This is a genomic window from Tunturiibacter psychrotolerans (assembly GCF_051013365.1).
GTDB classification, from domain to species: domain Bacteria; phylum Acidobacteriota; class Terriglobia; order Terriglobales; family Acidobacteriaceae; genus Edaphobacter; species Edaphobacter psychrotolerans_A.
The window spans coordinates 5668136-5694227 of sequence record NZ_CP132941.1 but is presented as its reverse complement, the minus strand read 5'-3'; the positions used below and the strand labels follow the sequence as shown (position 1 = coordinate 5694227).

Below are 26092 nucleotides of genomic sequence, written 5' to 3'. Positions count from 1 at the left end.
GTCCTGGATGGTGTTCAGGTTCGTGGGATGGAGCTAGAAGATCTGGAAGTTAACTTCTACGTTCAATCGATACGGAGCCGGGGTGCCGCGGTAGGTTGCGGGTGTGAACCGATACTGCGCTACCGCTTTGATTGCTTGCTGGTCGAGGGTGAGGGCTGCTTCTCTTTCTTTCTTCGACACGGTATCGGCGATCGATTTGACAACGTGTATGTCAGTTGCAGTGCCGTTCGTAGCTACGATCAGAGAGACTACGCAGTTGCCTGAAGTCTTCTTTTTTCTTGCCTTCTCGGAGAACTCTGGCTCGACGGTGAAGAGGATCTTCGCAGGTGTGACTCCTTCTCCGGCGTGATAGATGCCGAAGAAGTCTGGATTAGGGAGCGGCTGTTTGGGATTAGGTTGTGGATCCGGCTTTTTGCTCTCCGTGGGCGATGCTGCGGATGGAGCTTGTTGCGCGAGAGCCAAAGTTGAATTTGTGAGGACGGTCGGAGTGAGTCCGATGAGGAAGGTTATGACGCTGAGCTTGGTAGCTGTCATTGTTGTCGTCCGAAAATCATAGAGAGAGTAGCAGGTTTTGCGCGACTCCCGAGTGTTTTCAAATCTCAGCTTTGGCTTTGGTGAAGTGCAGGCTGAAGGTGTGTGCGCCGGAAGCACTGAAACGATTAAATAATGGACTTTTCTCGTTGCGGTCTGTAGAAAGTTGACACGTCGACGAGGGTTTAATTTTGGAGAAGATAGATTCCGGGGTTGGTGTGCGCGATACGCGATTGATGTCGCTCGACGTTTTGCGCGGTCTGACGATCGCTGGAATGATTCTGGTGACCGATCCCGGGACTTACGGTGCAGTGTATTGGCCGTTGCTGCATGCGCAGTGGAACGGTGCGACGCCGACTGACATGATCTTCCCGTGCTTCTTGTTTATGAGCGGAGTGGCAAATACGCTTTCGTTCGCGGCGAGGATGGAACGTGGGGCAGACCGCGGGGCGCTTGCTCGGCATATCGCGGTGCGCTGCGTCGTGCTGTTCGTGATTGGCCTGCTCGTGAATGGGTTTCCTGACTACGATCTGCATACGGTGCGTATTCCGGGGATTCTACAGAGAATTGCGATCTGCTATCTTTGCGGCGGTCTGATCTATCTGTGGTGTCGCGGCGATGGGCGATTTCGTGAGTGCGGCAGTTGGGTGATTGGAGCCTTGACGGTTTGTCTTCTGGGTGGGTACTGGGCGGTGTTGAAGCTTGTGCCGGTGCCGGGGTTTGGAGTTGGCCGACTGGACTCGGTGGGCAATGTTGCGGCTTATGTCGACCGTGCCGTGATCGGCACGCGACATATGTGGGCGTACGGGACTACTCCTGGCTACGGCGTGACGTATGACCCGGAGGGGATTCTGTCGACGGTAACTGCGCTGGCTACGCTTTTGATCGGCGTGCTTGCAGGGGAGTGGATGCGCGGCAGACGCTCGGATGAGAAGAAGGCTCTGGGGCTGGCATTGGCTGGGTTGGCGCTTGTGCTGGCGGGGTGGTTTCTGCATCCGTGGCTTCCGATCAATAAAAAGATTTTGACGAGCACGTTTGCGCTGTTCAGCAGTGGGGTAAGTCTGCTGGCGTTTTGCGTGTGCTTTGTGGTGTTGGATGTGAGGCGGTGGCGGTGGTGGGCTGGGCCTGCGCTGATCTTTGGCACTAATGCGATCTTTGCCTTTGTGCTTTCAAATGTGATCACTACACTGAGCGACCGGATTCATGTGAGGGTTGGTGGCGGTAACTTGAACCTGCACGCGTGGGGTTACCAGTACGGTTTTGCTTCGTGGATGCAGCCGGTCCATGCGTCTCTGGCGTATGCCATTACGATCGTCTTCTTGAATTTGGGGATCGTGGGTCTGCTTTATCGGAAGCGGATCTTCCTGCGGATTTGACAGCGTAGATTGGTAAGGCGGGGGGAATTCAGATCTCAGCTCTCGATAGACTTGCGATGTGAGTGGGAGGGAAGAGTATGTTGAATTCGCGGCGGGAGTTCTTAGTGAAGAGTGCAGCGGCTGTGGGGACGATGCAACTCGCGAGACCTACAGAGGCTGAGGATAAGGCAACGCCTGATGCGATTCTCTCGCTGTTCAAAGGACTTCCCGGAGAGGTCGCGGTGAAGATCTATGCGCCCGCGGTTGATGGAAAGCCGGAGTTTGTGGTGCAGGCGAACTCGGCGAAAACGATGTTTGTGGGAAGTGCGATTAAGACTTTTATTCTTTGCGAGGCGCTGCGGCAGTCGGATACGCCGGAGGTTGTGAAGACACTGAGGGCTCGTCAGTTGAATCTTGATGCGAGTGTGTGGGCGCTTGATAGTGCGATCTTCAATCCGCCGAATCTGATTGGCAAGGTTTCGGAGAGGACTGCGTTAGAAGCGATGATTATCCATAGTGACAATACCGGAACGGATATGTGCCTGAAGCAGGTTGGGCCCGATAAGGTTCGGGAGTTCGTCGCTTCGGCGGGATTGAAGAGTTGTGTGGTTCCGGAGAGTACACGGTCGTTTGTCGGGTATCTGTTGGGAGCCAAGGATTACAAGAATTTCACCTGGGAGGCGGTGGGTGCGGCGGCGAATGATTCGATGGTCAACCTTCCGATGAACAGCGTAGAGACGATGGCGTGCTCTGCTGACGATTTTGTTTCGTATTATTCCCGGGCGCTGCAAGGCGGGTTTTTTAAGAATAAAGAGACGCTCAATGAATTTCGCCGGATTCAATCCCTGGGAGATGCAATCTGGCTTCTGCCTCTGCCTCTGGGTGTGAGTTCGTTTTGTAAGGGCGGCAGCATTGACGTGCCGGGGTTTCATGCGGTGTGTGCGCCGGGAGCGATGTTCGTCGGTCAACGGTGGGTATACTTCTGCGTGACGATCAACTGGGATGCGAAGGCTGAGAGAGATCCTGCAACGGTAACTGCCTTTACTGCGGCCGCGAGTGGGGCGCTTTCGATGGCGAAGGATAAGTTGTCAGTGTAATGAAGACGGTTGAGTGCCAGTGATTTGCTGGTGGGTGTGTCGGATCGAGGACTGGCTATAATTTCCAGCATCTTTCGATGTCATTAAATGATCAGATATTTGTCAGAAGGAGCCGAGGAGGCAGTATGTATCTGATTTTGATTTGTGTAGTTGGGGGACTGGTCCTGTTGTTTGGGCTTTTGAGGATGAGACAGTTGCGGAATCGACGTGAACTGGAGGAGCACAGCATCGATGCGGACTCTCTGCGGGAGCTGATGGAGAAAAACGCGGATATTCTGCTGTTCGACGTTCGGCAGCCGCTGGATCTGCTGGCGCATTCGGAGATTATTCCAGGCGCGAAGAGGCTTCCGCCTAAGGAGGTGCTCCACGAGGCTTCGCTGATTCCGAAGGAGAAAGAGTCGGTGATTTACTGCACCTGCGTGAGCCAGAGCACGAGCCGGATGATTCTCGAGAGAGCGTTGAAGCTCAACTTTACGAAGATCAAGTTTCTAAAGGGCGGCCTGGATGCGTGGAAGGCGAAGGGATATCCGGTCGAGCGTTACACGACGCCGTTCCATCTTGATACGGCGTAAGTAACACCGAAGTATCAGCACCGGGAACGCGGAATTGCGGCTTTGTGGAGGCGGTCGGAAAGGTATGATGATCGCGTCGGCAAAGCTGTAATTTGTTTTGGTTGTGTCTGTTTGGATAGCGCTCCCGGAGAAGTGAATTGACTCAGACCGAGGCTTCGAAGTTTCTTCTGGTATCTCGTGTGCCATGTGCTGTTGTTGCGTTGATGGTGGTGTTGATGTCGGTGCCTGCATTCGCTCAGGCTGCTGAGAATAAGCAACATGCTGGTGAAGCCGAGCCGAAGAAAGAAGAGCCGAGCGTTCCAATTCCTGCAGAGGCCGGTTCGGTGACAAAGCATGAGTGGGCCGCTGGTGGGCGGATGGTTCACTACACGGCGACGGCGGGAAATCTGCTGATACGGGATGAGCAGGATAAGCCGAATGGAAGCATGTTCTATGTGGCTTATACGGAAGATGGTGTGGATGCCAAGAGCCGGCCGATCACCTTTTTCTACAACGGTGGACCGGGTGCGGCGACGATCTGGTTGCATATGGGATCGTTCGGGCCGGTGAGGGTGGTGACGCAGAGTCCGGAGGCGACGGGGCCTGCGCCGTTTGAGTGGGTGCAGAACCAGTACAGCCTGCTCGATAAAAGCGACCTGGTGTTTGTCGATGCGCCGCTGACGGGATTTTCGCGTGCGGTTGGGAAGGGAACCATCAAAGACTTCGCAGGCACCGATCAGGATATTGCTGCGTTCAGGAAGTTTATTGTGCGATACATCACGGCGAATCAACGATGGAATTCGCCGAAGTTTTTGTTTGGCGAGTCGTATGGAACGACGCGCTCGGCGGGGTTGGTGAGTGCGCTGCAGAATGATGGGGTCGAGTTCAATGGCGTGACGCTGCTGTCGTCGATTTTGAACTACAACCGGCGGAATCCGGGGCTGGACTATGAGGCGATTGGTTATCTGCCGTCGTTCGCGGCGATTGCGTTTCACTATCACAAGGTGAAGACGAGTCTGGGACTGGCGGAGTGGGTGGAGCAGGCGAGAGTCTTTGCGCGGGGGCCTTATGCGGAGGCGCTGCAGCAGGGGGACAAGTTGCCGGCGGCGGAGTTCGATGCGATGGCGGCTAAGGTGGCGGCGATTACGGGGCTGAGTGTGGAGTATGTGAAGGAGGCGAAGCTGAGGATCTCGGCGACGCGGTTTCGCAAGGAGCTGTTGCGCGAGGATCAGCGGACGCTAGGACGATATGACGCGCGGTTTATGGGTTGGGACCAGGACTCGGCGGGGGAGAGTCCGAGCTATGACCCGTCGGATACGGGGATCAGCGGGGTGTATGTGGGGGCGTTTCATGAATATCTTCAGAGGGAGTTGAAGTTCATGAGCCAGGAGCCTTATTACACCTCGGGGCCGGGGGTGAATGAAGCCTGGGATTTCAAGCGCAAGGCTGCCGGGGCTGGGAGCGGGCGTGGAGGGGAGCAGACGGCGCCCGATGTTGCGGTGGATTTGGCGGATGCAATTCGGAAGAACCCGAAGCTGCGGGTGTTTTCGGCTAATGGGTATTTTGATTTGGCTACCCCATTCTTTTCAACGGAGTATGACCTGAGTCATATGGATTTGCCGGAGAAACTGGTTGATAACGTCCAGTTTGGTTACTATCCGGCGGGTCACATGGTCTATCTGAATGTGGATGCGTTGAAGGAGATGAAGGCGGATCTGGTGAAGTTCTACGCCTTGGCTCAGCAGCGCTAAAACACCGCGAAATACCTTGGGAAAAGCGCGCACGCGGCTTGCTTTTGCCGTGTAAATGCCTTAGAATGAAGGTTGCGTTAATTTCCCAGAGAGTACAACGCGAAGTGCGGAATCAAATATTGAAGAGGTACTGACAAAGACATGGCAAAGCGTCGTGGAAATCCAAACTGGGGCAAGCCTGAGCCGATAGGGCCGGTTGTCCCGACGGTAACATCGTTTGAGCAGGTTGTGAAGGAGTTTAAGCTCACACCCGATCAGTACATTCGTTCGACTCGGCTCCGTGAGTGGGCCCGTAGAAATAAGAATTCGAAGTACATTCCCGAAGCTCTTCTAGAAGCGTGGGGATTCGAGATCGAGTCCACGCTGTAAGTGTTTCGTTTCGATTTTGTAATTCGGTTGTAAAAAGAGAACGCTGCCCGGTGTGGGCAGCGTTTCTTTTTTGCGTCGGACGTAAGATGGAATGCGTCGAAAGAGATGCAGTTGGGAAGGCGGGACTATGTTTGCTGACGTGGCAGAGGCGGTGGCGGAGTTCAAGGCGGGGCGGATGTTGGTGGTCGTCGATGACGAGGACCGCGAGAATGAGGGCGACCTGACGCTGGCTGCGGAGTTTGTCACGCCGGAGGCGATCAACTTCATGGCGAAGTATGGCCGGGGTTTGATCTGTCTGACATTGACGGAGGAGCGTGCGGATTATCTGCGGCTGGGTCCGATGACGCAGGAGAATACGTCGCGGTTTGGGACCGCGTTTACGGAGAGCATCGAGGCACGCGAAGGGGTGACGACGGGGATCTCTGCTGCTGACAGGGCGCATACGATCAAGGTTGCGATCGATCCGCGTTCGACGGCGCATGATCTGGCTCGGCCGGGGCATGTGTTTCCGCTGCGTGCGCGCAAGGGTGGCGTGCTGGTGAGGGCGGGGCAGACAGAGGCTTCGGTGGATCTGGCGCGGATGGCGGGGTTGGTGACCGCTGGGGTGATCTGCGAGATCATGAACGATGACGGTACGATGGCGCGGGTGCCGGACCTGGTGAAGTTCTGCGCGGAGCATGGGCTGTTGATGGTGACGGTGGCGGACCTGATTCGCTATCGCTTGCAGCATGAGCGGTACATTCATCGCGTGGCCGAGTCACTGATGCCTACGGCGCATGGTGAGTTTCGCATGATCGCGTATGAGAGCGAGGTGGATGGTGGAGAGTCGCATGTTGCGTTGGTGTATGGGGATGTGAGCGGTGAGGAGCCGGTGACGGTGAGGGTGCATACCCACTGCCTGGCGGGAGATGTTTTTTCTACGACGCTGTGTGATTGCAAGGCGGTGGTGGATGAGTCGCTGAAGATGATTGCAGAGGCGGGCAAGGGTGCGTTGGTGTATCTGCACAATGGGAGCGCGGGTTTTGGCGTTGATAAGGCTGTGACGCCGCCGCGGATTGTGCTGCATCGGGAGCAGCGGGCTCGGGAGGGAAGCGATGATCGGGCGCATAGGACACTGCGGCAGGTGGGGCTGGGCGGGCAGATTCTGTCGGATCTGGGGATTCACAAGATTCGGCTGCTGACCAATACTCCGACGCATGTGCCGGCGCTACAGGGCTTCGGGATTGAGATCGTGGAGCAGGTTCCGGTTTCGATTGGGGCGGTTCGGCGGTAGATTTTCAGGAAAAAAATTGCTGGCGTGGCGGGGTGGGGAGAACTGCGCCTTTGTGGGCGTTTTTGAGGGTGTTTTGGCGGAATGCCGGTTTTGGGTGTGGTGTTTGGGTGGTGAAGATGTGGTGGGATGTGTGGCTGACGTGGTGATTAAGCCGCGTGTTTCTGGGCTTTGAAAGATACGCCACATTTGAGGAAGATTTTAGAAAGTTTTTTTGGTGGGTTGTGGAGTACTATCGGCACTACCTCCCCGAACAGTATGATTAACGCTTCAGGTCTGAGAGAAGGGCGATGTCGCCACAGTCGTGCCGGAGATTCCGTACGTAGGCAGTTGGGACAAATGAAGGAAGGTTTGAGATGGGCGGGCTCATGTTGACGGCAGCGGACACCGGTTTGGAGGTAATCGATCTCTTCGAGGACGCTTCGTTTGCGAGCAGGCAGCTGCACGTGCGCGATGTTGCGATGCAGATGGAGGGGATGAGCCGGCTGGCGCGTGCTTTTGTGGAGAAGCCGGAGACGATACTGCAGGAACTGGTGAATGCGGCGGTGGAGTTGTGCGGCGCCGACAGCTCCGGAATCAGCATCGAGCGCGAGGACAAGAACGATGCGGAGTTTTATGAGTGGGTTGCAACTGCGGGGGAGTATTCGGGTTTTCTGAATGCGACGCTGCCGCGAAATCCGAGCGCGTGTGGGATGTGTCTGGAGAGAGGGCGGCCGCAGCTGTTTCGTGTGACACAGCGGTTCTTCGATCTGATGGGGATTGAGGCTCCTACAGTGACCGACGGGATTCTGTTGCCGTGGGTGTCGGGGGAGACGCGAGGCACGATCTGGATCATGGCGCATGGACGCGATGAGGCATTTGATGGGGGCGATCTTCGCATGATGCAGGTGCTGGCGAACTTTGCTGCTATGGGTGTGAGGCAGCAGCGGCAGCAGAAGCTGCTGATGGAGCAAGCCATCCATGCGGCGGCTGCGGGAATGGCCAATGAACTGGCTCACCGGATCAACAATCCTTTGCAGAGCATTACGAATATTGTGTATCTGGCAGGTGCCGGTGGGATCGACGGTGACGCGAAGGCGCTGGCTGGGGAGCTGGCAGAGCCTATTCAGCGGTTGTCTGTGCTGGCGGCGAGGTTGCTGTCGCTGCCGAGGTCGGCGGCGAATCGGCAGAAGTAGTTTCGAGGGTGGTCGGGTGGATGGTCTGACGGTCAGAAGCTGGGCCGGGTGAAGCTGGCGATATCTCAGGCGAAAGCGAGATGCGGGGGGCTCTCGACTGCGTCGTGCGATGGTGCGGCCCGGCTTCGGTCGAGATGACGAGTTTTGGCGGATGGCATAGGCGACAGATGTGATTGTGGGGGGGTGACAGAGCCGCTTTGCTGGTCAATTTGACGATACCTGGCTCTTTTGCTGCAGGCGATCCGGGAGGATAATGGCTTCACTTTCGAGTAAGGAGGAGAGCCGTCATGTGTCTAGTTCGCTTTGAGAGAGCAGCTTTGTGTGTGTTGTTGAGTGGCGTTGTGTTCTCTGCTGTGGGGATGGCTCAGCTTTTGCCCCCGCCGCCGCAGATGCCGTCGATTCCGCAGGCTCCGCCGATACCGGATGCGCCGACGATGCCGCCGGACTTGCAAGCTCCGCAGGGACCGCCGCCGGATGCGCCGCAGCAGAGGCAGCAGGATCAGGAGCGAAGAAATAATCAGCAGGGGTCGGCGGGGTTTCTGGGAGCGTGGTGCGCGCAGGGAGATCCTTCGAAGCAGGCTTCGATCAGCAGCAATGGGCCGATGCTGAATCTGACCAATGAGAGTGGAAGTACTTCGATTGGGAATCTACAGGGGAACAATCAGATTGTCGCGCCGGAGTGGCAGTTTGTGACGGGGACGCTGAGTGGAGATGGGCGGCGGATTAACTGGTCGAATGGGACGTTCTGGGCTCGGTGCTATGGAGGTGGTGGTGGCGGGGGTGGTGGGTATCGAACGCCGAATCTGAATGGGAACTGGTATCCGAATGGGAATCGGTCGCTGCAGTGTTCGATACAGCAGCGACGGGGAAATCTGACGTTGCAGAACGAGGTTGGAGACAGGGCTACTGGATCGTTCAATGGCAAGTGGAGTGTGACGACGAACTGGCAGGGGAACAGGATCACGGGGACGATCAGCAGGGACGGGACTCGGATCGATTGGAGCAATGGCACGTACTGGGTTCGGTATCGGCTGTACGGGCAGTAGGTGATTAAGGCGGAGGGAACTCTGAGCTTTGGGCGGCGTACCTAACGTGCAGAACGTTGGGTCGGCGTTGACTGAAGGAGAGTGAGATGAAGCCAGGTCTGGTTGCTTCGTTGGTGGTGATGGTCTTCGTGTGTCCAGCGGCGCGTGGAGTGGATATACCGAAGATTACTGAGGTGGACCTAGTTCAGCGGACACAAGAACTTTACGATGCGGTAGGGCCCGGGAATCAGGCGCCCTGGAAGAAGTATGTCGCAGAGGATGCGATGTTCTTCGATGAGAAGGGCAGGGCGATGGACAAGGCAGCACTGATGGAGGATCTGCAGCCGTTGCCTGCGGGTTATAGCGGGACGATTCGGGTGGTGCGTCCGAAGTCGCTGCTTACGGGTAACGTTGCGATTTTGAGTTACGACTGCGATGAGGTGGAGACGGTGTTTGGACGGGAGCTGCATGCTCGCTACCACTCGACGGATACGTGGTTGTATCGGAATCAGGCGTGGCAGATAGTTGCGAGCCAGACGTTGCGGTACTACGAAGATCCGGCGGTGGGAGAGGTTCGGGAGGCGCTGTTGAACGACTATGTGGGTGCGTATGAGTTGGCTCCGGGGAATGTGGTCACGGTGACGCGGCAGGGGAGTGAGTTGTATGCGCAGCGCAAGTTGGGGAAGCCGTACCAGCTTTTGCCGGAGTCTCCGGATATGTTTTTTCGTGCGGGAGTGGAGGGGCGCCGGCTGTTTCATCGTGATGCGGCGGGGCATGTGGACGTGATGATCGACCGCAGGAATAACGAGGATCTTCTTTGGAAGAAGATTCGATAGTGCTCTGAATTTTGGATCGGGAAGAGGTATTTGTGGCGCTGTCTAATGTCTCGATATGTGTTGCGGGAGTGATTGTTCTTGTTGTCGGGTTTGTTGCCGCGAGAAGAGAGTTGCAGGAGGCGGTGGGGCTGGACAAACTGGTGGCGGTTGGAAGGGTGTTGTTTGCGGCGCCGTTGGCGGCCTTTGGGGTGGAGCATCTGGTGCTGGGCAAGGTGATCATTGGGGCTGTTCCGGTGTTTATGCCGGTGCGTTTGTTCTGGGTGTACTTCGTTGCCGTTGCGTTGATTGCTGCGGCGTTTAGTTTGGCGCTGGGGATACGCGTTCGTCTGACTGCGACGCTGCTTGCGATCATGTTCTTTCTGTTTGTGGTGATGCTCCATGTGCCGAATGCTGTGAAGGGGCACGACAGAATCGTCTGGAATGTAGCGTTGCGGGATCTTAGTTTTGGCGCGGGAGCGCTGGCGCTTGCGGGGTATTTGTGGAGTGGGGCGCGGGATCGCAGTGAGAATGTAGCGGTGTGGATTGGGCGTGTCGTTGTTGCTGTTGTGCTGATGATCTATGGCGTGGAGTTGATATTGTTTCCGCAGTTTGCGCCGGGAGTGCCTTTGGGGAAGCTGACGCCGTCGTGGGTGCCGGGGCCTCATGTGTGGGCTCTGCTGACGGGGCTGGTTTGTATCGGGGGTGGGGTCGCGATATTGATTCGGAGATATTGCCGTGATGGGGCGACGGCGGTGGGTTTGGTGATGACGCTGCTTACGCTGTTTCTTTATCTGCCGATTTTGCTGATGGCGTCTGGGGTGCCGGCGGTGTTGGAGGGGGCGAATTACGTCTGGGATACGATGCTGTACGCAGGGGCGGTGTTGCTGGTGGCGGAGGGTGCGCCGAGGGAGAGGCGTAACGACTCGGTGGTCTACGCGGGAAGTGCATCGACGATCGACTCGGTTAGGTAGCTCTTCATCGCTTGACCGAGCTGGGAGTCGATTTCGTCGGCGATGGTCATGACACCGATCAGCACTACGCTGAAGTCGATGCTCGCGAGGTTTTTCTGCAGGGTGTTGAAGATGCTGACCTGGAGGATGCGCGACTCCTCGACCATCATTGCAGCGGTATATCCCTGCCTGCGACGGACGGTGCCGTGCTCTGTGGCGGCGGCCGAGGGAAGCTCTTTGCTGCCGAGGACGGTTGTAGATCGGAGGCGCAGAACGAGGTCCTGAAATACTCGAGTCAGATGCCCGGAGCGTAGTTGGAATGACATTGGCACTGCCATCAGCGTTTCTTCTTTTTCGACGAGTAGATACCAATCCTTGATGGTGCTTTCTGCAGCGCGTTCGAGAATGGTGGCAACGGTTTCTACGACGCGGGTTCGCGATGGACCGGTGGCGAGTCTCAGCTTGATGGCATCGACCAGCATGGTTACATCCATCGGCTTGACGAGAATTTCATCTGTCTGGAGGAGGATCGCCTGAGCCGCAGCGTCCATGTGGGGAAAAGAACTCAGCAGGATGGTGACGGCTTTTGGGTTGGCATGGCGCATGGCGCTGACGACGGTGAGGCCGTCTCCCGCACCAGGCATGTGGAGATCGCTCAGGAGTACGTCGAAGACCTGGGAGCTGATGTACTTGAGAGCTTCCGTCACAGTTGCAGCGACGGTCACGTGAAAGCCGTGTTTTCTGAGAATGATGCTGAGGGTAAGGCGGATTGTCTCGTCGTCGTCGACTAATAAAAGCTTCGCAGGCGCCATCGGTCTTCCTTCCAGGAGCGCGCGAAGAGTTAAAGCTCGCGTACGGGTTCAGCTCAAGAGTACTCCTAATGTGCGATAGGCGACAGAGTGAATAGCAGGAAAGAGCTTTCCTGCTGAGTTCGGAGGCTGGTGGATGGGACGGCAATGCGGTTAGTGGGCGGTGACGATGAGGTTGAGGGTGACGGTTTGACTGAGTTCGACGCCGGTGGTGGAGGTGGCGGTGACTTGATATTGGTAGGTTCCGGGTGGGGTGAAGCGGAGGTTGGGGTCGGTGCCGCCTCGGCCGCAGCCTGAGATCCAGAGAGCGGGTAGGGTGAGGAGGATTGCGAATAAGAGTAGGCGAGTGGGGTGGGATTTTTGCGGGCTGCCTGATTTTGATCTCCGGAAGAAGAGGAAGGAGAGGGGCAGGAGGCAGAGGAGGGTGCGGTTGCGTGTTGCGTGGGTGTTTTGCGAGGTGGTGGGTGGGACGTCGGCTACGGTGTTGAGGTTTGCGGTGGAGTTTTGCGCGGCGCCGTTGAGGTTGATGCTGGAGGGGAGCAGCGAGCAGGTGGCGTAGGGGCCGGGGGTGACGGGGGTGCAGTTGAGGATGACGGTGCCGCTGTAGTTCGACTGTGGGGTGAGGGTGAGGGTGTAGTCGGCGGCTTGCTCGCTGGGGATGGTGAGGGTGGCGGTGGGGCCGCCGTTGACGGTGAGGGTGAAGGTGCCGCCGTCGACTCCGGTGCCGGTGAGGGGGATGTTGAGGTTTTGGAGGCCGGTGTTGGGGTCGGTGGAGGTGATGGTGCCGTTGCGTGGGCCGAGGGCGGTGGGGGCGAAGGTGACGGTGAGCTGGCAGCTGTTGCCGGGGGCGAGTGTGGTGGAGGTGCAGGGGACGGTGATGGCGTAGTCGCCTGTGATGGTGAGGGCGAGGTTGGTGAGGGGGGCGGTGCCGGTGTTGGTGAGGGTGAGGGTTTGTGCGGCGGAGGCTCCGGTGGCGATGCTGCCGAAGTTGAGGCTGGTGGGGGCGGCCTGGAGGTGGGACTGGATGCCGGTGCCCTGAAGATTGACGTTGATGGACACTTGAGTGAGAGAGGAAGAGACACCGAGCACGCCGCTGTGTGCGCCGGTCTGGGTGGGAGTGAAGGTGACCTGGGCGGTGCAGCTGGTGGAGGGAGCGAGGGTGCCTCCGGTGGCGGGACAGTCTCCGGCTACGGTGTAGTTTGGGCTGGCGCTGAGGCTGAACTGAGTGGCAGGGGTGGCGCTGGTGTTGGTGATCTGGACCGGGAGGGTGGCGCTGGTGCCGAGTTGGACGGAACCGAAGTTGAGTGAGAATGGTGTGACGGTGATGGGGGATGGGGTGGCGATGCCGAGAAGGGAGATGAACTCGAGGGCGGTGCTGGAGTCGGAGACGATTTCGAGGGCGGAGATGCGGTTGGTGGTGGTGTTGGTGGCGACCGGCTGTGGAGAGAAGGCGATGAGGATGGTGCAGCTCTGCGAGGGTACGAGCGTGGTGCAGGTGGATTGGACGGAGAAGTCCGGGATGAGGTGGATGGGTTGGAAGTGCAGGGTGGTGGTGCCGGTGTTGGAGAGGGTGACGGTTTGGGTTTCGGTGATGTCGCCTACCTGCGTGGGGCCGAAGCTGAGGGAGCTTTGCGAGAGGGCGTAGGAGACTAGTGGGGCGGTGTTCGAGGGTGCGGCTACGGTGATGGGGGCGGCTCGGCCGGTGAGGGTGAGGAGATCGGGGGCGCTGAGGGCGTCGCTTTCGATGATGAGGGTGCCGGAGTCTGGGGTGGCGGGGCCGGGGGTGGTGGCGGTTTGGTTGATGGGGGTGTAGGCGAGGGTGGTGGCGCAGCTTTGGTTGGGGGCGAGCGTGTTGACGCAGTTGGTGGCGGCGATGAGGAAGGGCCACTGGCTGGTTAGGCGGCGGATGGTGAGTGAGGCAGAGCCGGTGTTGGTGAGGGTGACGGTTTGGGTGGTGCTTTGGCCGGAGGAGACCTGGCCGAAGTCAAGGACGGTTTGGCCGGGGATGATGTTGCCGGAGATGCTGAGGGTGGCGGAGCCGATGCCGAAGCCTTCGACAAAGCCTAGGCCGTTGAGAGTGGCGGAGCCGTCGGTGGGGGTGGCCTGGGCGAAGAGGGTGCCGGTGATGTCGCCGTTGGTGAGGGGGAGGAAGGTGATGTTGAAGTTGCAGGAGGCGTTGGGGGCGAGGGCAGAGCAGGCGGGGCCGTTGAGGAGGAACTGGCGGGGGAGCGCGATGTCGAGGGCGAGGGATTTGGCGGTGAGGTTGGTGATGGTGAACTGACGGGTTCCGCCGAGGGTGCTGGTGGGGGCGGAGCCGTAGTTGGCTTGATTGGGGACGATCTGGAGGCCGGCGCTCTCGGTGGTGTAGGCGCCGGAGAGGGGGACGGTATAGGTGGCCGGGCCGGTGGCGGAGCTGGTGACGGGGATTGAGAGAGTGTCGGTGACGGTGGCGGTGGTGGGGACGAAGTTGACCGTGATGGTGCAGACGGCGGCGGGGGCGAGGGTGGTGCAGTTGTTGGTGGAGGTGAAGCTGGGTGTGGTGTTGGTGGGGGTGGCGATCTGGAGGGTGGCGGTGCCGGTGTTGGTCAGGATGATGTTTTGTTGAGTGGAAGAGAGGCCGGGGACGTTGTTGAAGATGAGTGCGGTGGGGTTGAGGGAGAGGCCGGGGTCGGGTGAGCCGAAGCCGGTGAGAGTGGCGGTGACGGGGCCGGTGGAGGCCTGTAGGGTGATGGTGCCGGTGCGTGCGCCAGTGGCGGTGGGGGAGAAGTTGATGTTGAAGAAGCAGGAGGCGTTAGGGGCGAGAGGGCCGCTGCAGGCGGAGCCTCCGGTTGGGGCGGTGCTAAGGGCGAAGTCGCCCGTGGAGAGGGGGGCGGTGAGGTTGATGGTGGCGGTGGTGAGGTTGGTGAGGGTGAAGAGTGAGGGGGCGCTGGTGCTATGGACGGGGACGGTGCCGAAGTCCTGCGTGGTGGGGCTGAGGATTAAGCCGGAGAGGGCTATGCCTGTGCCGGTGAGGGTGAGGGGGGATGGGGTGCCGGAGGCAGAGGAGGTGAGGGTGACGGTGGCGGCTTGGGTGCCAGGAGTGGATGGGGTGAACTGTACGCCGAGCCAGCAGTTGGTGCAGGTGCCGGTGAAGGTGGAGAGGAAGGCGGAGGTTGGCGGCTGACCGTGGCCGAAGCCGATGTCTTCGACGAGGATGGCTTTGAAGTCGGGCGCGGAGGTGGTGGCGGTGAGGGTGCTGAAGGGGGAGTTGACCTTGTACCACTGGACTGACGGTTGGCCTACGAGGACGTTGCCGAAGGCGAGGGTGTTGTTGGGGGCGGTGACGATGGCGGTGCCAGTTCCGCTGAGAGTGACGTAAGACGGAGAGGAGCTGCCGGCGGTGACGGAGAGGAGGCCCTGGCGGGTGCCGGGTTGTGAAGGCGCGAAGGTGAGGACGACGGTGCAGGTGGCGTTGCCGGCGAGGGTGGCGGCGCAGTCGGTGGCGTCGGTGAAGTCGCCGGTGAGGGTGAGGGCGAGTGGGAAGGGGACGGCGCCGATGTTGCCGATGGTGACGGTCTGGGTGACGCTGGAGGTGCTGGTGACGAGGACGGCGTTGGGGAAGTTGATGGAGGCGGGGGTGACGGCGAGGTTGGGGTTGGCGGATTGGCCGATGCCGGTGGGTTGAGGGTGAGTAGCGCCGGTGATGAGGACGGTGAGGCCTTCGTCGAGGGTGAGGGTGGTGGAGTCGGCTGATGGGGCGGTAGGGGATTTGTAGGTGATCTCGAGCTGGCAGACGGTGTGGGGTTCGAGGGTGGTGGGGCAGTGGTCGGTGAGGGTGAAGGGGGCGGCGAGGGTGACCGGAGTATGGGTGACTGCGTTGGCAGAGTTATTTGAGAGGTAGAGGTAGCGCGGGAGTGTGGGGCTGGCGTCGGCGCCGGTGCCGAATTGGGTGCCGAAGTCGATCTCGGTTGCGGAGAGGTTGAGGTCGGTGGCCTGGGAGTAGGCGGTGAGGAGGGCGGAGTTGGTGCCGATGGTCCACGGGATCTGGGCGAAGCCGTCGTTGGCGGGGACGCTGGAGGGAGTGAAGCTGAGGGTGATGTGGCAGGTGGCGTTGGCGGCGAGGGTCTTGGTGTTGCCGGCTACGACGAGGCAATCGCTGGAGGATTCGGCGAAGGTGTAGGGGGTGGATTGGTTGCTGCCGAGTTGCGAGGGGAAGGTTTGCGGGGTGTTGCTTAGATTTGTAACTGTGATGGTTCGTGTGGCGATGGGGCTGGTCGCGGTCTGGATGCCGAAGTCGAGTTCGCGTGGGGAGAAGACGATTGCGTTGGGAGCGGTTGTGGTTGCGGGGAGCGTGATGGTTTGTGTGGCGTTGCTGGCTTGAGCGGTGATCGTGCCGGGGTTCCTGCTGGTGCTGGTGAGGGCGATGCTGCAGTCGGCGCCGGGAGCGAGGGTGGTGGGGCAGTCGGTGGCGAGGGTGAAGTTGGTGGCTGTGAGTTGGAGGTTTGTTGCGATGCTGCCGCCCAGGTTGCGGAGGGTCAGGTTGGGGGAGTCGTCGGTGGAGAGGGCGAGGCTGGGGGCGGCGGTGGTGGGGTTGAGTTTGGCGAGGTAGGCGGCGGATCCGGCGCAGAGGCTTCCGGTGCAGGAGCCGGTGGGGAGAGCGGCGGAGCGTAGGGTTGAGGGGAGTGCGGTGGTTGGGGTGTTGAGGAGTGGGAGGTCGTAGGTTTCGGTGGCGAGGAGGCTGGAGCTAGCGGTGGGAGAGGCGCTGCCGGCGAAGGTGGGTTGGCCGAGCGCGTCGACGGTGAGGCCGGTGAGGGTGACGGGGGCGCTGGCGAAGGAGAGGTTGGTGGTGGGGATTCCGCCGAAGCGGATGGTTTGGTCGATTACGGGTTGGGCGGTGTTTTGTTGCGTGATGCGGAGGGCGTAGCTGTTGCCCATGGTGGAGAGGGCGGTGAGTGGGAGGAGCCAGGCGGGGTTGTTGCCTGTGGCTGAGACCCAGGCGGCGCCGGAGGGTGCGGGGGTGACGGAGGATTGGGTGCCCGGGGCCAGGAGTTCGGAGGTGATGAGGGTGCTGCCGTCGAGGGAGATGCGGAGGAGGGTCTGGTAGTTGGTGTTGACGAGCGGGCAGGAGACAGAGGCGATGGGGAACTGGCCGGGGGCGATGGAGCCGGTGAGGAGGAGATTTTGCGCGATGGGGTCGATGGCGAGGGAGGAGATGCCGGGGCCGGGGATGAAGGTGGAGAAGACGATGCCGTCGCCGGCGGGGGTGAGCTTGGTGAGGAAGCCGGAGGTGGTGGTGAGGATGTCGGGGATGATGGCGGCGAGGGTGGGATAGCCGGTGGAGGTGGTGTAGCCGGCGATGTAGGCGTTGTCGGAGTGATCGGCAGCGATGGCGGCGGGGGCGGTGTTGCCGTTTTGGCCGCTGAGGTAGGTGGCGTAGAGGAGGGTGGTTCCGGTGGTGTTGAACTTTTCTACGAAGCCGTTTTGGAGGGAGCCGGATGCCGGGGATTGGATGATGCCGGAGGGGGTGACGGGGAGCGCGGAGCCGAAGATGCTGCCGGTGAGGAAGACGGCGTCGGAGGTGGCGGCGATGGCGGAGGCGGCGGTGCGGGGGCTGCCGGCGTAGGTGAGGAAGATCGGATTTAAGTTTTGGTCGAACTTGCCGATGAACGAGTTGATTGATGTATTAGCCGCGTTGGGAAACGCTGCGCCTGAGGTTGTGGTGAGGGTGCCGGAGGTGGTGGTGCCGGTGATGTAGAGATTGCCCGCGGGATCGGTGGCCATGGCCAGGCCGATGTCTCCGCTTGAGCCTAGATGGGTTTGGGCGAGGAGGTTGGTTGCGGAGGCGTCGGTTTTGAGGAGGCGGATGCCGTCGCCCTGGTCGAGGAGGAGGTACAGGTTGCCGGAGGCGTCGGATTGGATGGCGTTGAACTGCGCGGAGTGCGCGTTGGAGGGATCTAAGTTCGATGAGCCGAGCAGGCCGGTGAAGAGGAGTTGTTGAGGGCCTGTGGTCTGTGCGGTTAGGGGCAGGGAGGAGATCAGGAGGAGAGCGATGAAGCCGCAGAGACCGGCAACTGTACGTCGGAGAGAGAGCGGTGTCTTCATGTTTTGTTAGCTGCGGGCAGTACGCTGGTGCAGCCTGACCTTAAATATTCCTTGCGCTGGAGCTGTTGGGGTGGAGGAATTGGGGAGACACGGTACCGAGGTACTATAGCTTCCCGTTTTGGGAAGCCGTATTCCGCTCAAGTTGTAGGAGGTAGTCGAGGCCGCGGGCGTGCATCTCCTGCTCGAAGGCTGGGTGAGTGGAGTACTGGATGGCTTGCATGCCGGCGGCGAGGGCGGCGGCGATGTTCTCGGATCGGTCGTCGAGGAAGAGGATGTTTTCGGGAGGAGTTTGCAGGCCCTGGGCGGCGTGATAGTAGATCTCGGGTTCGGGCTTGGCGAGATTGACGGCGTGTGACCAGGTGTGGTGGTCGAAGGATTCGATCCAGGCGTGGCGGGCGCGGAGGCCGGCTTCCATGGCGTCGGGCATGTTGGAGAGGATGCCCGTGGGGATGCCGGCGCGCTGGAGTTGCGCGACCCAGGCGAGCATGGGTGGGTTGAGGGTGGACCAGAATTCGGTGTCGGCCGCGACGAGGCTGGCGAATTGTTGTGGCGTGAGGAGGATTCCGGCGCCTGAGGCGGCGGTGTGCCAGAAAGACTCGGCGTTGAGGTCGCCGCGGTCGTAGGCATGGCGGTGTGCCCAGTACTCGCGTTGGAGGAGCTCTTCGCTGAGGCCGGTGATGGAGAGCATGCGTTGCCAGGCGGCGGGGTCGGGTGGGCCGGAGAGGACCATGCCGTAGTCGAAGAGGACTGCTTTGATGGGGGGCATTAAGGACAATTGTAAGGGACGGTGAAGAGATTTTTGTGTTGGCGCACGGCGCTGGCGTTCGGGCGTTGTCTGGGGAATCGATGGTTTTTTTCGTGAATAAAAATTCATGGAAGAAGTCGGAGCACGCCCGGAATAAATCTGCTGTGGCTCAGTTACGAGATCAGGCAGGTACAGCACCGTGAGAAACCGGGTTAGCAACATCAGTCGTATGGTGGATCGTCGTTCGTTTATGAAGAACGGTCTTCTGGCAGGAGGCGAAGCTACGGCGGGCGTCGGTTTGTTAACAAATGGAAGTTCGGCTTTTGCACAATCTGAGGTAGCAGACGGTAGTCTCGACGCGGGCGACGTCGCGATCCTCCGATTTTTGGCGGCGGCGGAACTGATCGAAACGGACCTGTGGCAGCAGTATGCAGAGTTGGGCGGCCTCACTTCTGGCGAGCCTACTGAGGTAGATCGAAACCAACCGTTGAACGCGTATCAGGCTGCTCTCTCGAATCTCGATAGCGATGGCCCACAGTACATCACCAGCAACGCCCTGGATGAACTGAGCCACGCCACGTTCCTGAATGGCTATCTTCAGTTCAAGGGAGCGGAACCAGTGAACTTCGACGAGTTTCGCACGTTGCAGGGAAGCAGAGCTACGGGAGCACAAGACATTGGGCGGCTCACGAATCTGACGCATCTCAACGTCGATACCAGCTGGTTCATTCGTTATCGGAGTGAAACCAATCCTGACTTTGGTGCCGGCTTTCCTCAGGCGATCGATATCACGAACCGTACCGCGATTCCTCTCACCGACGCTGATTTCAGCGATAAGGATCATATTCAGGTGATTGCGAATACGGCGGCGTTTCACTTTGGATACATTGAGCAAGGTGGATCGAGTCTTTACGCAGCGATGAGTCAAAAGGTGAAGCATCCTGAGGTGCTTCGGATCACGCTCGGCATCGGGGGAGACGAGATCGCTCACTTTTTGGAGTGGGTTGATTTTGCGGGCAATGGAGTGCAAAGCCCGGTCGCGCCGGTGACGGATAGGGGGCTAACGTTTCCCAATTTTTTTGTCCCGCTCACTCCGTTGACGCAACCGAGCCTGATCTTTCCTGTTCCGTGCGAATTTATCGATCCCAAACTTCCCAGGTGTTCGGTGATTCGTCCGCTGACGGATGCATTTGGAGGCGCGGTTGCGACGATTGCAAGCTTTACGGCCGATGGGCTCTTTACGGGTCAATCGAAGCGGTTCCTTAGCACACTCCATACGCTTGCTGTCGCGGCTGATGCTGCTACGCGTTAGCTGCTGCCCTGAACGAGTTTGTTTGTGCCAGGCCGCAATCGGGGATCTTGCTTTCTCAGTGAGATCTCCGATAACGGCAGAGAGATTCAATCGGCTGCGCATTAGGATGATTGGGTGAGCTATCGGTTTTCAGCGCGGACGGGTTGGGATGTGGGGGAGAGTGCGTTTGCGGCTGCGATTCGTGAAGCGCGGGCGGCGGGGCGGGAGCTGGTGGACCTGACAGTTTCGAATCCTACGGTTTGTGGATTTGATTACGATGCTGAGGCGGTTCTTGCGCCTTTGGCTAGCCGGGAGGCTTTGACGTACGATCCCGATCCTCGAGGGATGAGGTTTGCGCGGGAGGCGGTTGCGGGGTACTACGGGGAGCATGGCGCGGATGTCGATCCGGATAGCGTGGTACTGACGACGAGTACGAGCGAGGGGTATGGATATTTGTTTCGGCTGCTGTGCGATGCCGGCGATGAGGTGCTGGTCGCGCAGCCTAGCTATCCACTGTTTGATTTTCTGGCGGATTTGGAGGATGTGCGGCTGAAGCCTTATCCGTTGTTTTATGACTTCGGTTGGTGGATTGATTTCGCGGAGCTGGAAAGAAGGATTGGACCGCGGACGAAGGCGATCGTTGTGGTGCATCCGAATAACCCGACGGGACACGGCACAGGGACTCAGGAGCGGAAGAAGCTTCAGGAGATATGTGTTCTGCATGATCTTGCGTTGATCGTTGACGAGGTGTTTCTGGACTATTGGCTGGAGAAGGAAGCGGGGAGGAGTTTCGCGGTGGGACCGCATCCGGTTTTGACGTTTGTGTTGAGCGGGATGAGCAAGATTGCAGGGTTGCCGCAGATGAAGGTGGGTTGGATTGTGGGGTTCGGGCCGGAGGGGGATCGAGGGCAGGCGATGGGACGGCTGGAGGTGGTGGCGGATACTTTTCTGTCGATGAACGCGCCGATGCAGAGAGCGCTGCCGGTTTGGCTGGCGGGGAGGCGGGGAATTCAGGCGCAGATTCTGGAGCGGGTGAAGGGGAATCTTCGGGTAGCGTCAGAGAGTGGACTTGAGGTGCTGAGGGTGGAGGCAGGGTGGAGTGCGATCCTGTGGTTGCCACCGAACTTTGCTGAAGGGGATATGGCGGAGAGGTTGCTAAGAGAGGCAGGGGTGATCGTGCATCCGGGCACGTTCTATGGAATCGCCGGAGCTAGCCGGGTGGTGGTGAGTTTGTTGGGGTCGATGCGGGAGTTTGGGGAGGGGATTCAGAGAATAAAGACGGTAACAGGGCTGAACCACGGTAGTTACTAGTTCATGTGGTGCATGTAAAGCTGTGCTTTTTGTTAATCCGATAAATCGTTCTATTTATTGGTCTTGCAGGAATGGGTTTGAATCGCGTTCTGTGCCGATGGTGGTTTGAGAGCCATGGCCGGGGATGACCGTGGTGTCGTCGGGCAGGGTGAGAAGGCGCTCATGGATGGAGCTGAGAAGCTTGCGGGTGTTGCCGCCGGGTAGGTCGGTGCGGCCGACTGAGCCGGCGAAGAGTGTGTCCCCGGCTAGGAGGAGAGATTGGGTGGGGAGGTGGAGACAGACGCTGCCTTCGGTGTGGCCGGGGGTATGGAGGATGGAGCCCGTGAGGCCGGTGACGGCGATGAGTTTGCCATCTTCGAGGGTGTCGTCGGGGGCGGAGACGGTGGGGGTGGGGATGCCGAGCCAGCCGGCCTGAACGTCCATCATTTTGACCAGAGGGAGATCGTGCTGGTTGTAGAGGATGGGAGCGCCGGTGAGCTGCTTGAGGCGATGGGCGCCGGCGATGTGGTCGATGTGGGCGTGGGTGATGATGATTTTTTTGACAGTGAGGCCGTGGGTGGCGAGGACCGCGATGATGCGAGGGATGTCGTCGCCTGGATCAACGACAATGGCTTCGTGGGAGGTCTCGTCTCCAAGGATGGAGCAGTTGCATTGCAGCGGACCGACGGTGAGGATCTCGTGGATCATAAGGATTCAGGGCTCCGCGCTTTCGACGATGGTTTGATGTGAGTTGGACTACGAGGGTGAAATGAAAAATGCGCAAGCCGGAGGCCTGCGCATTCTGGAAGACTGAAGGGGCTACTTCTTGACCGGCGTCGTCTGATGGGTCGGGTGCGCGGTGCCGGTGAGAACGGAGTGGTCTCCGCTTGCGCGGGACAACAGGATCGTCAGGCCGATGGAGGTGAGCATGAAGACGATCGCCGAGTAGGTGGTCAGCTTGGTGAGGAGGTTGGCTGCGCCGCGAGGGCCGAATGCGGTCTGCGAACCCTGGCCACCGAAGGCTCCGGCGAGGTCGGCGGACTTGCCTTGCTGCAGGAGGACGACGCCAATGAGGAAGAGACAGACGACAACGTGAATGATGACGAGAAGAATAACCATCGGAGCTGCTTGGTACCTCTTGAGCCCGGAGACATGTCCGGAGAATGTTCGGATGGGTGCGGAGCAGGGTTGATCTCTCTGCTCAGAATAGTTGCACCTTAGCCTAAGAGTTAGTGTATCACCGGTTCTGAAAGAAACCCAAGGAGCTGCCGCTGATCTAGATCGTGCCCGGAGGCACAGGCAACGGAGATCCCTGCGGGGATGAACAAGAGAGGCAACAGGTTTCTATGCTGTTTTGATGATTGTGATTTTGTTAGAGGGCATCGGGTTCGAGGGACGGTTTTGGAGCGGGGGCGGGTTGCGAGGGGTAAGCGCGTAGAGGACGGCTTCCATCCGATTCGAGACGCCGAGTTTGTCGTAGATGCGGAAGAGGTGGTTTTTAATGGTGTGCTCGCTCAGTTTGAGCACAGTGGCTAGCTCAGAGTTGCTGAGACCGTCGGAGAGAAGATGCAGGACCTGTTGCTCCCGCGTGGTGAGCAGAGGCTTGCCTTGGCGGTCGACGACGTTCGTCGATCTTGGGTGAGACAAGGAAGAGACCAGGTGGACGAGCAACTCGTTTTTTGCCCAGATCTGTCCCTGATGGACGCACCGGATGCATTTGCATAGGAGTTCGAAGCGAAGGTCGGCGCTGCCGAAGATTCCCTTCGCGCCGGCGCGAAATAAGGAGATGACCTCGGCATAGTCGGGATCCTGGGTGAGGACGACGACGCGGGCATTTTTGTATGCGTCTGGGATGGATTGAAGAATGGAGACGGCTCCGAGCGAGTCCGATTTTGAAGAGCCGATGAGGATGACGTCGACGTTGGCTTCGGCTGCATTGAGAAGATGCTGTAGGTCGTTTGCGGGGAGGACGATCTTGATGTCCGGAACGGCTTGAAATGCACCCTGCAATAGCTCGCAGAGAATGATGGGGAGATTTGCCACCATCACCTTGATGGCGCCGGGGGAAGTTCGCTCTTCAGTAAATCGCTTCATGAGTCTCTCCAGCCAAAGGTTGGGCGCTCAATTGAGAACATCTTCTCAGCTATAGAGATGTTCTCCAATCGCAAAAAGCTACAATAATTGTCCTTCGTATTAAGACGTAAGTACTCGTCCAGCGTTTCTTACGGCAACTCATTTACTCGAGAAATTAACAATGAAGGCTCGAACATCGGAGTGATCGCAATTCTGATGCAGTGATTTTTCACAGAGACACTTTTACTAAATCGCCTATGAGAAAAACTTCTCAGCTCTAAGAGTTCTGAACCAGCCCAATTTCGGCATTGGCTCGAAAGTAGGCTAACGACATCTCGAGACCCTGGCGAAGCTGGATCTTCGGGGTCCATCCGAGCAGCCTGATTGCCTTGCTGATGTCGGGTCTGCGACGTGTCGGATCGTCCTGGGGAAGGGGCTTGAAGACAATTTTCTTGTCTGACCCGATGAGCTTGAGGATCTCTTCGGCGCAACTCAGGATGGTCCACTCTTCTGGGTTGCCGATGTTGACGGGGAGGTGCTCGTTCGAGTCTGCGAGGGCGAGAATGCCTGCGATCAGATCCGAGACGTAGCAGAAACTTCGGGTTTGCATTCCGTCGCCATAGATGGTGAGAGCCTCACCGCGAAGAGCCTGCGTCATGAGGTTGGAGATGACGCGCCCATCATTGATTTGTAACCTTGGTCCGTATGTATTGAAGATTCGCACGAGGTGCGTGTTCACGTGATGGTAACGGTGGTAGGCCATTACGGCTGCCTCGGAGAACCTTTTGGCTTCGTCGTAGACCGATCTGGGCCCAATCGGATTGACATTTCCCCAATAGGACTCAGGCTGGGGATGAACTTCGGGGTCGCCGTAGCACTCGGAGGTTGATGCGTGCAGATAGCCGGCGTGGTATTTCTTCGCAACTTCCAGGGTGTTGATGGTTCCCGCCGATCCGACAAGGAGAGTTTCAACGCCGAGTCGGGCATAGTCGACTGGACTTGCGGGTGATGCAAAGTTGAAGACGAAGTCGACTTCGCCGACGTCGAAAGGCTGACAGATATCGATCTCAGTAAAGTCGAAGCGGGGTTCGTTCTGTAGGTGGGCGAGGTTTGCTTCGTTGCCTGTGCTCAGGTTGTCGACGCCGATGATACTGTTTCCCGCGTCGAGCAGGGCATCGCAAAGGTGCGAGCCAAGAAAACCTGCAGCTCCCGTTACGAGGATTCTTTTTGAATTCATAGTTCCCCTAGATGCTACAACGGCTGAGCTCTTTTAGAAAAAAGCCTTACCTATTCGTACTGCAATGATATTTCAAGACCTCGAAGGTATGACGAAAGCAAAGCTTCGACTAACGAGAACGAGATGCAACGGCTGCGAGCTCAGGGGTGTGATGCCGCGTGGGCCTTCCTACGCTAAAGTAAGTGATCTCATTTTCCAGCATCAGTTCGGGATCATAAAGATTGCGACCATCGAGCACGATGGGATAGCGCATGGTGGCAGCGAGGCGCTGGAGATCCAGACGGCCAAACTCCGCCCAATCGGTGAGGATCAAAAGTGCGTCGACATCCTTAGCTGCGTCGTAGGGGTCGACCGCATACTGGAAGTTTGGACGAGGGGGGAGTATCTGCTCTGCACGCTGCATTGCTGCGGGATCGAAGGCTCTGATGGAGCATCCTTCCTCCATCAACATTCGGACCAGCTCGATGGCAGGGGAGTCGCGAATGTCGTCGGTGCCGCCTTTGAAGGCAAGGCCGAGGACGGCGAGCTTTTTCCCGCGGAGGGTCCAGAGCGCTGAACGCACCTTGCTGAGGAATCGCCGCTTCTGGTCGGCGTTGATATTTTCGACTTCGGTCAACAGTGCAAAGTTGACGCCGAGCTGCTCGGCGACGGAGCGGAATGCCGCGACGTCTTTGGGGAAGCAGGACCCCCCATAGCCGATTCCGGGCCGCAAGAATTTTGGACCGATGCGGCTGTCGAGTCCCATGCCCTGTGCTACCTGTTCCACGTCGGCGTCTGCGGCCTCGCAAAGATTGGACACGGCGTTGATGAAGGAGATCTTCAATGCGAGAAAAGCGTTGGAGGCGTGCTTGATGATCTCAGCGCTCTTGGTGGAGGTGCGTAACAGTGGCGGTGGGGTGTCGCGATTACAGACGCCGTCGATGGCTCCTGCCTTTGCGTAGTATCGGCCGGAGGTCAGGGGTTCGTAGATCCTCGACATGATATCGGCGGCGCGGTCGCTATCGGTTCCGACAACGATACGATCCGGATGGAGGAAGTCGGCTACGGCGGTTCCTTCGCGCAAGAACTCGGGGTTCGAGACAACGTCAAACATATCGCGCGAGACGCCGTTGCGTTCCATAACCCGGCGAATCCACTCATTTGTGTAGACAGGAACTGTGCTTTTCTCTGCGATCACCTTGTAAGTTGTGATGGACCGGGCGATTTCGCTCGCGACGGCCTCGACATACGACAGGTCGGCATCTCCTGTTTCGCTCTGGGGTGTTCCTACCGCTATGAAGATTGCCTGTGCTTCCCGCGTGGCGGCAGACAGGTCGGTTGTGAAACGCACCCTGGCGTTGCGATATCGCTGCAGGAGGTCAGGCAGATACTTTTCGTGGATCAGACTCTCTCCGCCTTGTAATGCAGAGACCTTTTGCTGATCATTATCCACACACACGACGCTGTGACCCATCTCTGCAAAACAAACAGCGGCTACTAGTCCGACGTAGCCAGAACCGACGACTGCAATGTGAATTGAATCACTCATACGATCTCCAATGGGTCTACTTTGGTGCACTAAATCGAGATTGGCGACTGTCGGCCAACTTTATTCTTTTTGCATGTAGCTTGGCTATTACTGGCGATGCGACCTCTATAAGATGGCCTAATTTGAGAACGCGTTGGCTGGATGGCGGA

At 58.7% G+C, this 26092-nt stretch carries 21 protein-coding genes; 12 read left to right on the top strand and 9 right to left on the bottom strand.

From position 1 onward, the window contains the following. Window positions 1-33: 33 nt before the first annotated feature. Complete coding sequence (locus RBB76_RS24180; RefSeq protein ID WP_429630425.1) at window positions 34-534, bottom strand: energy transducer TonB; 501 nt, start codon at window positions 532-534, stop codon at window positions 34-36. 188 nt (window positions 535-722) lie between these two features. On the opposite strand from RBB76_RS24180, the gene RBB76_RS24175 reads away from it, so the two are divergent. From RBB76_RS24175 to RBB76_RS24130, 10 genes are all read left to right on the top strand, one after another. Then, entirely contained in the window at window positions 723-1907 is a 1185-nt protein-coding gene (locus RBB76_RS24175) for an acyltransferase family protein (RefSeq protein WP_429630427.1), read from the top strand. Between the two features lie 77 nt (window positions 1908-1984). Beyond that, complete coding sequence (locus tag RBB76_RS24170; RefSeq protein ID WP_429630429.1) at window positions 1985-2983, top strand: serine hydrolase; 999 nt, start codon at window positions 1985-1987, stop codon at window positions 2981-2983. Between the two features lie 185 nt (window positions 2984-3168). Beyond that, window positions 3169-3555 carry a rhodanese-like domain-containing protein gene (locus RBB76_RS24165; RefSeq protein WP_429631142.1) on the top strand — a complete coding sequence of 129 codons (387 nt, stop codon included), beginning with the start codon at window positions 3169-3171 and terminating at the stop codon, window positions 3553-3555. A 137-nt stretch (window positions 3556-3692) separates the two neighbouring features. Further along, window positions 3693-5285, top strand: a complete 1593-nt coding sequence (locus RBB76_RS24160) for a S10 family peptidase (RefSeq protein WP_429630431.1) — start codon at window positions 3693-3695, stop codon at window positions 5283-5285. Between the two features lie 141 nt (window positions 5286-5426). Beyond that, complete coding sequence (locus RBB76_RS24155; protein ID WP_020713518.1) at window positions 5427-5654, top strand: hypothetical protein; 228 nt, start codon at window positions 5427-5429, stop codon at window positions 5652-5654. A 127-nt stretch (window positions 5655-5781) separates the two neighbouring features. Then, on the top strand, window positions 5782-6927 hold the full coding sequence (gene ribB, locus RBB76_RS24150) for a 3,4-dihydroxy-2-butanone-4-phosphate synthase (protein WP_429630434.1): 1146 nt from the start codon (window positions 5782-5784) through the stop codon (window positions 6925-6927). A 353-nt stretch (window positions 6928-7280) separates the two neighbouring features. Then, window positions 7281-8099: a GAF domain-containing protein gene (locus tag RBB76_RS24145; protein WP_429630436.1), complete on the top strand. Its 819-nt coding sequence runs from the start codon at window positions 7281-7283 to the stop codon at window positions 8097-8099. A 287-nt stretch (window positions 8100-8386) separates the two neighbouring features. Further along, window positions 8387-9145 (top strand): hypothetical protein, encoded by a 759-nt coding sequence (locus tag RBB76_RS24140; RefSeq protein ID WP_429630438.1) that lies wholly within the window; start codon window positions 8387-8389, stop codon window positions 9143-9145. A gap of 86 nt (window positions 9146-9231) precedes the next feature. Next, complete coding sequence (locus tag RBB76_RS24135; RefSeq protein ID WP_429630440.1) at window positions 9232-9960, top strand: DUF4440 domain-containing protein; 729 nt, start codon at window positions 9232-9234, stop codon at window positions 9958-9960. A 32-nt stretch (window positions 9961-9992) separates the two neighbouring features. Continuing rightward, window positions 9993-10910: a hypothetical protein gene (locus RBB76_RS24130; protein ID WP_429630442.1), complete on the top strand. Its 918-nt coding sequence runs from the start codon at window positions 9993-9995 to the stop codon at window positions 10908-10910. On the opposite strand, the gene RBB76_RS24125 is transcribed toward RBB76_RS24130, so the two are convergent. From RBB76_RS24125 to RBB76_RS24115, 3 genes are all read right to left on the bottom strand, one after another. Next, a complete protein-coding gene (locus tag RBB76_RS24125) occupies window positions 10871-11701 on the bottom strand; it encodes a response regulator (RefSeq protein WP_429630443.1) in 831 nt (276 codons plus the stop codon). The genes RBB76_RS24130 and RBB76_RS24125 overlap by 40 nt on opposite strands. A 150-nt stretch (window positions 11702-11851) precedes the next feature. Further along, a complete protein-coding gene (locus RBB76_RS24120) occupies window positions 11852-17779 on the bottom strand; it encodes a choice-of-anchor D domain-containing protein (RefSeq protein WP_429630445.1) in 5928 nt (1975 codons plus the stop codon). Window positions 17780-17882: 103 nt separating this feature from the next. After that, window positions 17883-18545 carry an HAD family hydrolase gene (locus RBB76_RS24115; RefSeq protein ID WP_429630447.1) on the bottom strand — a complete coding sequence of 221 codons (663 nt, stop codon included), beginning with the start codon at window positions 18543-18545 and terminating at the stop codon, window positions 17883-17885. 229 nt (window positions 18546-18774) lie between these two features. Here RBB76_RS24115 and RBB76_RS24110 point away from each other — a divergent pair, with 229 nt between their 5' ends. Together RBB76_RS24110 and RBB76_RS24105 are read left to right on the top strand one after the other, a co-directional pair. After that, on the top strand, window positions 18775-19836 hold the full coding sequence (locus tag RBB76_RS24110; protein ID WP_429630449.1) for a hypothetical protein: 1062 nt from the start codon (window positions 18775-18777) through the stop codon (window positions 19834-19836). Window positions 19837-19950: 114 nt separating this feature from the next. After that, window positions 19951-21126, top strand: a complete 1176-nt coding sequence (locus RBB76_RS24105; protein WP_429630451.1) for a pyridoxal phosphate-dependent aminotransferase — start codon at window positions 19951-19953, stop codon at window positions 21124-21126. Between the two features lie 54 nt (window positions 21127-21180). Here RBB76_RS24105 and RBB76_RS24100 read toward each other — a convergent pair whose 3' ends face one another. The 5 genes from RBB76_RS24100 to RBB76_RS24080 all read right to left on the bottom strand — a co-directional run bounded on the left by RBB76_RS24100 (window position 21181) and on the right by RBB76_RS24080 (window position 25943). Beyond that, window positions 21181-21813 (bottom strand): MBL fold metallo-hydrolase, encoded by a 633-nt coding sequence (locus RBB76_RS24100; RefSeq protein ID WP_429630453.1) that lies wholly within the window; start codon window positions 21811-21813, stop codon window positions 21181-21183. Window positions 21814-21924: 111 nt separating this feature from the next. Next, window positions 21925-22224 (bottom strand): preprotein translocase subunit SecG, encoded by a 300-nt coding sequence (gene secG / locus RBB76_RS24095; RefSeq protein ID WP_429630455.1) that lies wholly within the window; start codon window positions 22222-22224, stop codon window positions 21925-21927. Between the two features lie 225 nt (window positions 22225-22449). Then, window positions 22450-23199, bottom strand: a complete 750-nt coding sequence (locus tag RBB76_RS24090) for a LuxR C-terminal-related transcriptional regulator (protein ID WP_429630457.1) — start codon at window positions 23197-23199, stop codon at window positions 22450-22452. Window positions 23200-23455: 256 nt separating this feature from the next. After that, window positions 23456-24415, bottom strand: a complete 960-nt coding sequence (locus RBB76_RS24085) for a UDP-glucuronic acid decarboxylase family protein (protein ID WP_429630459.1) — start codon at window positions 24413-24415, stop codon at window positions 23456-23458. Between the two features lie 109 nt (window positions 24416-24524). Continuing rightward, the gene (locus RBB76_RS24080; protein ID WP_429630461.1) at window positions 24525-25943 is read right to left on the bottom strand and encodes a UDP-glucose dehydrogenase family protein; all 1419 of its coding nucleotides are present in this window, start codon (window positions 25941-25943) and stop codon (window positions 24525-24527) included. Window positions 25944-26092: the final 149 nt, after the last annotated feature.

Excerpts from the sequence above, each read along its gene's own strand:
- RBB76_RS24180 (WP_429630425.1), bottom strand. The coding sequence starts at position 534 with ATGACAGCTACCAAGCTCAGCGTCATAACCTTCCTCATCGGACTCACT.
- RBB76_RS24170 (WP_429630429.1), top strand. The coding sequence starts at position 1,985 with ATGTTGAATTCGCGGCGGGAGTTCTTAGTGAAGAGTGCAGCGGCTGTG.
- RBB76_RS24165 (WP_429631142.1), top strand. The coding sequence starts at position 3,169 with ATGAGACAGTTGCGGAATCGACGTGAACTGGAGGAGCACAGCATCGAT.
- RBB76_RS24155 (WP_020713518.1), top strand. The coding sequence starts at position 5,427 with ATGGCAAAGCGTCGTGGAAATCCAAACTGGGGCAAGCCTGAGCCGATA.
- ribB (WP_429630434.1), top strand. The coding sequence starts at position 5,782 with ATGTTTGCTGACGTGGCAGAGGCGGTGGCGGAGTTCAAGGCGGGGCGG.
- RBB76_RS24145 (WP_429630436.1), top strand. The coding sequence starts at position 7,281 with ATGGGCGGGCTCATGTTGACGGCAGCGGACACCGGTTTGGAGGTAATC.
- RBB76_RS24140 (WP_429630438.1), top strand. The coding sequence starts at position 8,387 with ATGTGTCTAGTTCGCTTTGAGAGAGCAGCTTTGTGTGTGTTGTTGAGT.
- RBB76_RS24135 (WP_429630440.1), top strand. The coding sequence starts at position 9,232 with ATGAAGCCAGGTCTGGTTGCTTCGTTGGTGGTGATGGTCTTCGTGTGT.
- RBB76_RS24125 (WP_429630443.1), bottom strand. The coding sequence starts at position 11,701 with ATGGCGCCTGCGAAGCTTTTATTAGTCGACGACGACGAGACAATCCGC.
- RBB76_RS24120 (WP_429630445.1), bottom strand. The coding sequence starts at position 17,779 with ATGAAGACACCGCTCTCTCTCCGACGTACAGTTGCCGGTCTCTGCGGC.
- RBB76_RS24115 (WP_429630447.1), bottom strand. The coding sequence starts at position 18,545 with ATGCCCCCCATCAAAGCAGTCCTCTTCGACTACGGCATGGTCCTCTCC.
- RBB76_RS24110 (WP_429630449.1), top strand. The coding sequence starts at position 18,775 with ATGAAGAACGGTCTTCTGGCAGGAGGCGAAGCTACGGCGGGCGTCGGT.
- RBB76_RS24100 (WP_429630453.1), bottom strand. The coding sequence starts at position 21,813 with ATGATCCACGAGATCCTCACCGTCGGTCCGCTGCAATGCAACTGCTCC.
- secG (WP_429630455.1), bottom strand. The coding sequence starts at position 22,224 with ATGGTTATTCTTCTCGTCATCATTCACGTTGTCGTCTGTCTCTTCCTC.
- RBB76_RS24090 (WP_429630457.1), bottom strand. The coding sequence starts at position 23,199 with ATGAAGCGATTTACTGAAGAGCGAACTTCCCCCGGCGCCATCAAGGTG.
- RBB76_RS24085 (WP_429630459.1), bottom strand. The coding sequence starts at position 24,415 with ATGAATTCAAAAAGAATCCTCGTAACGGGAGCTGCAGGTTTTCTTGGC.
- RBB76_RS24080 (WP_429630461.1), bottom strand. The coding sequence starts at position 25,943 with ATGAGTGATTCAATTCACATTGCAGTCGTCGGTTCTGGCTACGTCGGA.